This is a genomic window from Mycobacterium colombiense, from assembly GCF_003284975.1.
GTDB lineage: Bacteria > Actinomycetota > Actinomycetes > Mycobacteriales > Mycobacteriaceae > Mycobacterium > Mycobacterium europaeum_A.
In genome coordinates, this window is sequence record NZ_QMEU01000133.1 from 1 (window position 1) to 10637 (window position 10637).

Annotated in this window: 8 protein-coding genes and 1 pseudogene; 6 read left to right on the forward strand and 3 right to left on the reverse strand. The window is 68.4% G+C overall.

Annotated elements, in window-relative coordinates; genetic code table 11:
* Positions 1–82 precede the first annotated feature (82 nt).
* Both DQP58_RS23965 and DQP58_RS23970 read left to right on the forward strand, forming a co-directional pair.
* Positions 83–1648: a hypothetical protein gene (locus DQP58_RS23965; protein ID WP_205869527.1), complete on the forward strand. Its 1566-nt coding sequence runs from the start codon at positions 83–85 to the stop codon at positions 1646–1648.
* A gap of 139 nt (positions 1649–1787) precedes the next feature.
* Positions 1788–3614, forward strand: coding sequence for a phosphoenolpyruvate carboxykinase (GTP) (locus DQP58_RS23970; protein WP_112710626.1), 1827 nt, complete (start codon positions 1788–1790; stop codon positions 3612–3614).
* Positions 3615–3638: 24 nt separating this feature from the next.
* Here DQP58_RS23970 and DQP58_RS23975 read toward each other — a convergent pair whose 3' ends face one another.
* A complete protein-coding gene (locus DQP58_RS23975) occupies positions 3639–4745 on the reverse strand; it encodes a GGDEF domain-containing protein (protein WP_112710627.1) in 1107 nt (368 codons plus the stop codon).
* Between the two features lie 252 nt (positions 4746–4997).
* Between DQP58_RS23975 and fadD4 the strand changes: the two genes are divergently transcribed.
* Together fadD4 and DQP58_RS23985 are read left to right on the forward strand one after the other, a co-directional pair.
* Positions 4998–6515 (forward strand): fatty-acid--CoA ligase FadD4, encoded by a 1518-nt coding sequence (gene fadD4, locus DQP58_RS23980; protein WP_112710628.1) that lies wholly within the window; start codon positions 4998–5000, stop codon positions 6513–6515.
* Between the two features lie 3 nt (positions 6516–6518).
* Positions 6519–7472: an enoyl-CoA hydratase/isomerase family protein gene (locus tag DQP58_RS23985; protein ID WP_112710629.1), complete on the forward strand. Its 954-nt coding sequence runs from the start codon at positions 6519–6521 to the stop codon at positions 7470–7472.
* Here the strand turns inward: DQP58_RS23985 and DQP58_RS23990 are convergent.
* Positions 7457–7924 (reverse strand): CD225/dispanin family protein, encoded by a 468-nt coding sequence (locus DQP58_RS23990; protein WP_112710630.1) that lies wholly within the window; start codon positions 7922–7924, stop codon positions 7457–7459. The genes DQP58_RS23985 and DQP58_RS23990 overlap by 16 nt on opposite strands.
* Positions 7925–8054: 130 nt before the next feature.
* The gene (locus tag DQP58_RS23995) at positions 8055–9206 is read right to left on the reverse strand and encodes an acyl-CoA dehydrogenase family protein (protein ID WP_276310529.1); all 1152 of its coding nucleotides are present in this window, start codon (positions 9204–9206) and stop codon (positions 8055–8057) included.
* A gap of 133 nt (positions 9207–9339) precedes the next feature.
* On the opposite strand from DQP58_RS23995, the gene DQP58_RS24000 reads away from it, so the two are divergent.
* Positions 9340–10356, forward strand: a complete 1017-nt coding sequence (locus tag DQP58_RS24000) for a MaoC family dehydratase (protein WP_112710631.1) — start codon at positions 9340–9342, stop codon at positions 10354–10356.
* Positions 10357–10387: 31 nt separating this feature from the next.
* Positions 10388–10637, forward strand: a pseudogene (locus tag DQP58_RS24005) (CoA transferase); the annotation flags it as partial.

Sequence of the window (10637 nt, forward strand, 5' to 3'; positions counted from 1 at the left end):
GGCCCGGTGACCGGGTAGGCACATCACCGGTATCGCTGCGGCTGTGGTCCCAGGCCTGTGCCTCGTTGCCGGGGGATTCCTGGTGAGCGGCGACGCGGGCGACGATCCCGTCGCCGCGGTGGACGCACTGGTGGCGGCTGCCGGGCCCGGCTTGGACCCGCCGGCCATTCAGCGCCGCGATGCCGTGCTGGTGACCGGCCCCTGGATGGCCGGGGTCACCGCGGTCGCCGATGCGCTGCGCAAGCGGCTCCCGCAGCACACGTTCGTCGAGTCGGCGGATCTGGGCCCCGGCGAGGTTCCGATCGCGGTGGTGTTCGTCGTGTCCGCGGCGGCAAACCTGACACAGTCCGACTGCGCGCTGCTGGACGCCGCGACCGAGCACACCGACGCGATCGTCGGGGTGGTGTCCAAGATCGACGTGCACCTGAACTGGCGGGACATCGTCGCCGCGAACTGCGACGCGTTGGGGACGCACGCTGCGCGTTACGCCCGGGCGCCCTGGGTGGGCGCGGCCGCCCTGCCCGACCTGGGCGATCCAGACGTCGACGACCTGGTCGCGGCCGTCGCGGCGCAGCTCGACGACCCCGATCTGGCACGGCGAAACAGGTTGCGGGCGTGGGAATCCCGGCTGCAGACGCTGGCGCGGCGGTTCGACCGCGAGGTCGAGGGGTCCGGCCGGCGGGCCCGGGTCGAGGCGCTGCGCGAAGAGCGCAGCACCGCTCTGCAGCAGCGGCGCCAGGCCAAAAGCGAGCGCACCATCACGCTGCGCGGTCAGATCCAGCAGGCCCGGGTGGCGCTGTCGCACTCCGCGCGCAACCGGTGCGCGTCGGTGCGCACCGAACTGCAGGAACACGCGGCGGGTTTGTCGCGGCGCAACATGCCGGGCTTCGAGGCGGACGCCTACGAGGCGCTGGAGGAGGTGGTCGCCGAGGTCAGCCGCGACACCGACGTGAAGCTCGCCGAGGTGGCGCAGGCGGTGCACGTGCCGATGGACCTGCCGCCGCTCGAGCAGCTGCCCACGGTCGACGCGGCGCCGCCGCCGCTGAAATCGCGCCGGCAGGAAACCTGGCTGATGGTCGTGCTGGGCGTCGGGTTCGGACTGGGGGTGGCGCTGACGTTGAGCCGGCTGATGAGCGGCGTGGCCTCGCGGCTGAACCCGGCGCTGGCCGTCGTCGCGGCCCTGGCGTGCGTGGCGATCTCGCTGGCGCTCACCTACATGGTGATCAACATCCGGGCGTTGTTGCACGACCGGTCGCTGCTGGACCGCTGGACCGGTGACGTGACGGCCGCGCTGCAGTCGGTCGTCGAGGAGCTGGTCGCCACCCGCGTGCTGGTCGCCGAGTCGGTGCTCAGCAAAGGGCTGCTGGCCCAGGACGAGGCCGAGAACGCCGAGGTGTCGGCCTCCGTCGGCGTCATCGACGCCGAACTGCGCGAGCACGCCCTGGCCGCTGCGCGCGCCGCGGCGGCGCGGGATCGGGAGATGCCGGCGGTGACGGCCGCGCTGGCGGTGGTGCGTGCAGAACTGGGCGAACCGGGTATACGAGAGGACGAAAGTCACGCTGAAGAGGGTGGCGCTGACGACACCGAAAAACCCGCATCGAGGAGCGAAGATGGCGGCCCGTCGGGATCTTCTGAATCGTTGTTGTGAGAAGGCTTATACCTGCCCGAGACTCACCCGACAAGATCCTCACGATAACCTGTAGTTAACGCCACCAATTCCTTAATTGTGTGGGCGAGAGCATAGCGAGCAGCACGAGCCCGATACGCAGAAGATCCAGGAGAGTTCGATGACCTCAGCGACCATTCCCGGTTTGGACACAGCACCCACGAATCACCAGGGCCTGCTGTCATGGGTGCAGGAGGTCGCCGAGCTCACCCAGCCCGACCGGGTGGTTTTCGCTGACGGCTCCGACGACGAGTTCCACCGGCTGGCCGCCCAGCTGGTCGAGGCGGGCACGCTGAAGAAGCTCAACGAGAAGAAGCACCCCAACTCCTACCTGGCGCTGTCCGACCCGTCCGACGTGGCGCGGGTGGAGTCGCGGACCTACATCTGTTCCGAGCGTGAGATCGACGCCGGGCCGACCAACAACTGGATGGACCCGGCGGAGATGCGGTCCACGATGACCGAGCTGTACCGGGGCTGCATGCGTGGCCGGACCATGTGGGTGGTGCCGTTCTGCATGGGCCCGCTGGGCGCCGACGACCCGAAGCTGGGTGTGGAGATCACCGACTCGGAGTACGTCGTCATCTCGATGAAGGTGATGACCCGGATGGGCAAGGCCGCGCTGGAGAAGATCGGCGACGACGGGTTCTTCGTCAAGGCGCTGCACTCGGTGGGTGCACCACTGGAGCCGGGGCAGAGGGACGTGCCGTGGCCATGCAACGACACCAAGTACATCACCCACTTCCCGGAGACCCGGGAGATCTGGAGCTACGGCTCGGGTTACGGCGGCAACGCGCTGCTGGGCAAGAAGTGCTACTCGCTGCGCATCGCCTCGGCGATGGCCCACGACGAGGGCTGGCTCGCCGAGCACATGCTGATCCTCAAGCTCATCTCCCCGGAGAACAAGGCCTACTACTTCGCCGCGGCTTTCCCGTCGGCGTGCGGTAAGACCAACCTGGCGATGCTGCAGCCGACCATTCCGGGCTGGCGCGCCGAGACGCTCGGCGACGACATCGCCTGGATGCGGTTCGGCAAGGACGGCCGCCTGTACGCGGTCAACCCCGAGTTCGGTTTCTTCGGCGTCGCACCGGGCACCAACTGGAAGTCCAACCCCAACGCCATGCGCACCATCGAGGGCGGCAACACCGTCTTCACCAACGTGGCGCTCACCGACGACAACGACGTGTGGTGGGAGGGCCTGGAGGGCGAGCCGCAGCACCTGATCGACTGGAAGGGCCGCGACTGGACGCCGGATTCCGGCGAGAAGGCCGCCCACCCCAACTCGCGCTACTGCACCCCGATGTCGCAGTGCCCCATCCTGGCGCCCGAGTGGGACGACCCGCAGGGCGTGCCGATCTCCGGCATCCTGTTCGGCGCCCGCCGCAAGACCACGGTTCCCCTGGTGACCCAGGCCCGCGACTGGCAGCACGGCGTGTTCATGGGGGCCACCATGGGCAGCGAGCAGACCGCCGCCGCCGAGGGCAAGGTCGGCACCGTGCGCCGCGACCCGATGGCCATGCTGCCGTTCCTGGGCTACCACGTCGGTGACTACTTCCAGCACTGGATCGACCTGGGCAAGAACTCCGACGAGTCCAAGCTGCCCAAGGTGTTCTTCGTTAACTGGTTCCGCCGCGACGAAGACGGCGGCTTCCTGTGGCCGGGCTTCGGCGAGAACAGCCGCGTGCTCAAGTGGATCGTGGACCGCATCGAGCACCAGGCCGGCGGCCAGGACACCCCGATCGGCATCGTGCCGACGGCCGACGACCTGGACCTCGACGGCCTGGACGTCGAGGGTGGCGCCGTGGCCAAGGCGCTGGCGGTCGACCCGGCCGAATGGCGCGAGGAACTGCCCCTGATCGAGGAGTGGTTCGAGTTCGTCGGCGACAAGCTGCCCACCGGCGTCCGCGACGAGTTCGAGGCCCTCAAGCAGCGGCTGTCCGAAGCGGGCTGACCACCTCGGGCGCGGGCTGACCGATCAGCCCGCCAAGCGCGAATCGGGGCTGGCCTTCTTTTCCGCGTACATCAGCTCGTCGGCGCGGGCCAGTAGTTCGTCCACGCCGGCGGTGTCGGAGACCGGCGCGCGCACCAGCCCGATGCTGGCCGACACCCGGTAGGGCCGATCCCCGGTCTTGTTGAAGTTCCCGAACGCCGCGGCGAGCCGCTCCTCGAGTGACGTTGTGCCGTCGCCGTTCTCGGTGACCATCACGCAGAATTCGTCGCCCCCGATGCGGGCCAGGATGTCGGACTCGCGGCGAATCGTCCGCAGCACATGGGCGACGTCCTTGAGCAGTTTGTCGCCCACCTCGTGGCCCTGCTCGTCGTTGACCTTCTTGAGGCCGTCGACGTCGAGGAAGGCGAGCACGCAGTTGTGGCCGAGGTGGTGGGCTCCACGGAGTTTCTGCTCGGCCAGCAGGTAGAAGCCGCGACGATTGTTCAGCCCGGTGAGCTCGTCGGTCACCGACAGCCGGCGGATCTCTTCGTTGGCGCGCTCCAGCGCGGCGGTGCGCTCGCGCACCCGCTGTTCCAGTTCGGAGTACAGCGCGACGTTCTCCATGGCGATCGAGGTCGAGTCGGCCAGGGCCTGCAGCAGGTGCACCTCGTGTTCGGACGGATGATGCGGGTCGGCCCAGTAATTTCCGATCGCGCCGATCGGATCGAGCTTGCGGATCGGCACCATCACCAGGCTCTTGACGAAGGTGGGGCGGTACAGGGTGTGCGGGATGCGCGAGTCGCGGTAGATGTCCGGGATGACCGCCGCGTCGCGGTTGAGCATCGCCCACCCGCTGATGCAGGACCTGATCGGGAAGCGGCTGCCCTTCCACAGCGGGGCGATCGCATCCTCGTCGGCGTAGTAGCACCGGTCGTTGTCCCGCAGCACGAACGTGGCGCCGTCACACCCGGTGAGCTCCCGGGCCTGGGTGCGCACGATCCGCTGGATGTCGGGCAGACTGCGCGCCAGCGAAAGCTCCTGAACCGCATGCACCAGGCGCTCCATGCCGTCGACGTAGTCGGACGGCGCGACCGCGGGGATCGGCGGGGCAGCGGCGAATGCCGCGGGCTCGGATGCCTGCTCGGCGGTCATGCGCACCTCCGGTGCGAAGTGGCGTACCCGCCAAGGCTAACTTCCAAGGCCAACGGCAGTGTACTTAACTGCATTATCGGCGGCGACTTTCCCGCGGGCGGCGGCCGGCGCCCAAAATGACCGGACACGCGCATCGCGGCGGCGCCGCGAGGGCGTCCGCCGGCACCGCGAAACGCTTTGCTGGAGCGGGGGCGGCGCCGCGGCCGCTGACCACTTAACACCCGTCAAGTTTGGCGGCGGTACAGTCTGCGCATGCAGATCCGCCCGTATATCGGCGCCGACAAACCTGCTGTCATCCTGTACCCATCCGGGACGGTCGTCACCTTCGACGACCTCGAAGCGCGAGCCAATCGCCTGGCGCACCGGTTCCGCCAGGCGGGCCTGCGTGAGGGCGACACCGTCGCCATCCTGATGGAGAACAACGAGCACATCCACGCGGTGATGTGGGCGGCTCGTCGCAGCGGTTTGTACTACGTGCCGATCAACACGCACCTGACCGCGGCAGAGGCGGCCTACATCATCGACAACAGCAGCGCCAAGGCCATCATCGGTTCGGCGGCGCTGCGTGACACGCTTGCCGGCCTGGCCGAGCACCTTCCCGGCGGGCTGCCCGAGCTGCTGCTGATCGCCGATGGCGACCTGCCGAATTGGGAGCGCTATCCGGAATGCGTTGCCGGACTGCCCGATACCCCGATCGACGACGAGATCGAGGGTGACCTGCTGCAGTACTCGTCGGGCACCACCGGCCGGCCCAAGGGCATCAAACGCGAATTGCCGCACGTGCCACCGGCCGAGGCGCCCGGCATGATGTCGGCGCTGGTCAGTTTCTGGATGACGCCCGATTCGGTCTACCTCAGCCCGGCGCCGCTGTACCACACCGCGCCGTCGGTGTGGTCGATGAGCGCGCAGGCCGGGGGCATCACCACGGTCGTGATGGAGAAGTTCGACGCCGAAGGGTGCCTGGACGTCATCGCGCGCCACCGGGTCACGCACGGCCAATTCGTGCCGGCGATGTTCACCCGCATGCTGAAACTGCCTGAACGGGTGCGTCATTCGTACGACCTGTCCAGCCTGCAGCGGGTGATGCACGCGGCGGCCCCGTGCCCGGTGGAGATCAAGAAGCAGATGATCGACTGGTGGGGGCCGATCATCGACGAGTACTACGCGTCCTCCGAGGCGCACGGATCGACGCTGATCACCGCCGAAGATTGGCTGGCGCATCCGGGTTCGGTCGGCAAACCCATGGGCGGCGCCGTGCACATTCTCGACGAGCACGGCAACGAGCTGCCGCCAGGACAGGCCGGCGAGATCTACTTCGAGGGCGGGTACTCGTTCGAATACCTCAACGACCCAACCAAAACCGCCTCATCGCGCGACAAGCACGGCTGGGCCACCGTGGGGGACATCGGCTACCTCGACGACGAGGGCTACCTGTACCTGACCGACCGGCGCCACCACATGATCATCTCCGGCGGGGTGAACATCTACCCGCAGGAAGCCGAGAACCTTCTGGTCACCCACCCGAAGGTGTTGGACGCTGCGGTGTTCGGGGTGCCCGACGACGAGATGGGCCAGCGGGTGGTGGCGGCCGTGCAGACCGTCGATCCGGCCGATGCCACCGACGAATTCGCCGACGAGCTGACAGCGTGGCTGCGAGACCGCTTGGCGCACTACAAATGCCCGCGATCGATCGCCTTCGAAGCGCAGCTGCCGCGCACCGACACCGGCAAGCTCTACAAGAATGGGCTGATCGAGAAATACTCGGTGTGAGCCATGCTCCGGGTGGTCGACCTGTCGAGTGCGCCGCACGACGGCCCGGGGTCGCCGCCCGGGGTGATCGTCGCCGTCGGCTCGGCCGCCGACATCGCCGCGGCCGAATCATGGCTTGACACGGCAACTTTCACTCTGACCGAGGACCACTGCGCCGACCGGCGGGTGGTCACCGTCGACTCGGTGCCGGCGACCGTGGACGAGCTGACGGCACGCTGCGATCGGTGGCCGCACGCCAGTGGGGTCTGTGACGACGTCCTGCGCGCGGTGGACCCACTGGGCCCGACGCTGGCCGGGGTGATGATTGAGTCGTTGGCGTACTCGACCCTGCAGGCCGGCCCGGAGTTCGCGCGGTGGCTGAGTGAGCGGGGCCCGGCGCGCGTCCCCGAGATCGCCGATCCGGTGCGGGTGACGCGCGACGGCGACGTCGTGCGCATCGCGTTCAACCGGCCCCAGCGGCACAACGCGTTTTCCACCGATGCGCGCGCGGCGGTGTTGGAGGCCCTAGCGGTCGCGCAGCTGGATCCGTCGGTCACCGGCGTCGTGTTGAGCGGCAACGGCCCGTCGTTCTGCAGCGGCGGCGACCTCGCCGAGTTCGGCACCTTCGCCGACCCGGCGAGTGCGCACCTGGCCCGCACCCGCTACAGCCCGGCCCTGGCGCTCGACGCGCTGGCGGCCAGGCTCGGCCGGGCGTGCCGGGCCGAGGTGCACGGCCGGGTGATGGGCAGCGGACTGGAGATGGCGGCGTTCTGCGGGTGGGTCACCGCCCGCGGCGACGCGGTGTTCGGGCTACCCGAATTGGCGCTGGGACTGCTTCCCGGTGCCGGTGGCACGGTCAGCGTCACACGGCGGATAGGCCGTTGGCGCACAGCGTATCTCGTGTTGTCCGGGCGCACCGTCGAGGCGCCTACCGCGCTGGAATGGGGGTTGGTGGACGAGGTTCAGAAACTCGAATAGGTGGTGGTGGTCGTGGACGGGATGGACGACACGATCGCCGCGAACATGGCGAACCACAGCACCACACCGATCACCGCCGCGACGACACCCACGACCGCGCCGATGATGGCCCACTTCTTGGCGTTGTTGGACGCCTCCTGGGCCTCGGCGTAGCGACCCTGGGCCCACAGCCCGGACACCTTATTGGAGTGGACGATGGACACGATTCCGAACGGCAGGCAGCACAGCACCGTGACCAGGATCGCCCAGACCAGATAATTCTCGGGCTCCTGCCATCCCGGCTGGGGTGCCGGCCATCCCGCCGGCGGGGGCTGGCCTTGCCACCCGGGCGGCTGCTGAGCCTGCCACCCGCCGGGCTGCTGAGCCTGCCATTCCGGTTGCTGGCCTTGCCATTCCGGTCGCTGCCCCGGCCATTCTGGCGAACCTCCGGGCGGCACGGGAGGATAACTCATGGCGGCTGCCTTTCCCTGTGGTTCCCGCGGTTGGCGAACAGCTTTACTGCCGTTCCGGTTCGCCGGCCGGAGAAGTCAGGCAAATATACTCCCAAACTTTGTTCCGGGCCGTGAGATTCGCGGGGGAGGATCAGATCCCGCCCCGCGTCACCAGCTGGCGGGCGATCACGTTGCGCTGGATTTCGTTGGTGCCTTCGCCGACGATCATCAGCGGCGCGTCCCGGAAGTAGCGTTCCACGTCGTATTCGGTGGAATAGCCGTAGCCGCCGTGGATTCGCACCGCATTCAGTGCGATCTCCATGGCGACCTCGGAGGCGAACAGTTTGGCCATGCCGGCTTCCATGTCGCAGCGTTCGCCGCTGTCGTAGCGCTCGGCGGCATACCGGGTGAGCTGGCGGGCCGCGGTGAGTTTGGTCGCCATGTCGGCCAGGTAGTTGCCGATCGACTGGTGCTGCCAGATGGGTTGGCCGAAACTCTCGCGCTGCTGGGCATAGGCCAGCGCATCTTCGAGCGCGGCGGTGGCGACGCCCAAGGCGCGGGAGGCCACCTGGATGCGTCCGGTCTCGAGCCCCTTCATCATCTGTGAAAAGCCTTCGCCCGCAACGTCGCCCAGTATCGCCGCGCGGGGCACCCGGAAGCCGTCGAACGACAGCTCGCACGACTCGACGCCCTTGTAACCCAGCTTCGGCAGGTCCCGCGATACCGTAAGGCCCGGCCCGTGCTCGACGAGCACGATCGAGATGCCCTTGTGGCGGGGCGTGGCGTCCGGGTCGGTCTTGCATAGCAGCGCGATCAGCCCGGACCGGCGCGCATTGCTGATCCAGGTCTTGGATCCGTTGATCACCAGGTGATCGGCGTCGTGAGCCGCGGGCAGCGCGGTGGTGGTCATGTTCTGCAGATCCGAGCCGCCGCCGGGTTCGGTCAGCGCCATGGTGGCGCGCACCTCGCCACTGGCCATCCGCGGTAGGTAGCTCCGCTTCTGCTCCTCGGTGCCGAACAGCGTCAGCAGCTTGGCCACCACGGTATGCCCGCCCATCGCACCGGCCAGGCTCATCCAGCCGCGCGCCAATTCCTCGGTGACTCGCACGTAGCACGGCATCGACACCGGCGACCCGCCGTATTCCTCCGGAACGGCCAGACCGTAGATCCCGATCCGCTTCATCTGCTCGATCCACGCCTCGGGGTAGGTGTTGGCGTGCTCGACCGCACGGATGCTCGGTTTCACGTCGCGGTCGATGAACGCCCGCACCGTGGCGACCAGCATCTCTTCTTCGTCGTTCACCTGTGATCACCTAACCGATGTGCGCCGAACGTCGACTTGATGGGCAACACCGTACGAATTGACACCAGCAAGTCGACGTCAGGGTTTGATCCGAATTGACCCTCGATTCCACAGCCTGCCAGCATGGGGCGTTGTGACGAGTGACGGGTATGCGGCAATCCGCGAGGGCGGGCCGTACTTCGACGACCTCTCGGTGGGGCAGGTGTTCGACTGGGCGCCGTCGATGACGCTGTCGTCCGGGTTGGCGGGGGCCCACCAGGCGATCGTGGGCGACCGGCTGCGGTTGGCGTTGGACGCCGACCTGTGCGGGGCGGTGACGGGTGTGGCGGCGCCGCTGGCCCATCCGGGGCTGGTGTGCGACGTGGCGATCGGGCAGTCGACGCTGGTGACCCAGCGGGTCAAGGCCAACCTGTTCTATCGGGGCCTGGTGTTTCACCGGTTTCCGGTGATCGGTGATTCCCTCTACACCCGCACCGAAGTGGTTGGGCTGCGGGCAAATTCGCCCAAGCCGGGGCGGGCGCCGACGGGGCTGGCGGCGCTGCGGATGATCACCATCGACCAGGCCGACCAGTTGGTGCTCGACTTCTACCGGTGCGGCATGCTGCCCGCCAGCCCGGATTGGCAGCCGGAGGACGGGCCGCACGACGATCTGTCCGCCATCGGCGCCGACGTGCCCGGCCCGGCCCACGATCCGACCGCGCAATGGGACGGCGAGGTGTTCCGGGACAAGGTGCCCGGTCCGCACTTCGACGCCGGCCTGGCTGGCGCGGTCTTACACAGCACCGCCGACGTGGTCAGCAGCGCACCCGAACTCGCCCGGCTCACATTGAATATCGCTGCCACACACCACGATTCGCGAGCCGGTGGGCGCCGGCTGGTGTACGGCGGCCATACCATCGGGCTGGCCTTGGCGCAGGCCAGCAGGTTACTGCCCAATCTGGTGACGGTGCTGAACTGGCAATCCTGCGATCACACCGGGCCCGTGCACGAGGGCGACACCCTCTACAGCGAACTGCACATCGAATCGGCCGAGCCCACCGGGCACGGGGGCGTGCTGGGACTGCGCTCGCTGGTGTATGCGGTCAGCGACGCCGCGGATGAGCCGGACCGTCCGGTGCTGGACTGGCGGTTTCACGCGCTGCAGTTCTGAGGCCGATGTGTGCCACGCGCACAATGGGGACGTGAGCTCGGCGGCCACCAAGTGGGGAAGTAGCGGGCTGGCCTATCTGACCGGCCTGCCCGACGGTCCCGCCGACTTCTCCCGCGCCAACGTGCTGGCCCGCGCCGACGAGGTCGCGGCGGCCGTCGGTGATCGACTGGGTATCGAGGTCGACGCGGCGAGCCTGCTGAGCGGGCGGGCGGCACTGTTGGGGCTGACCCGCGGCGGCCGGGGCTCACCCGGCGGCGCCACGCGCCTGCTCGCCGCCCGGG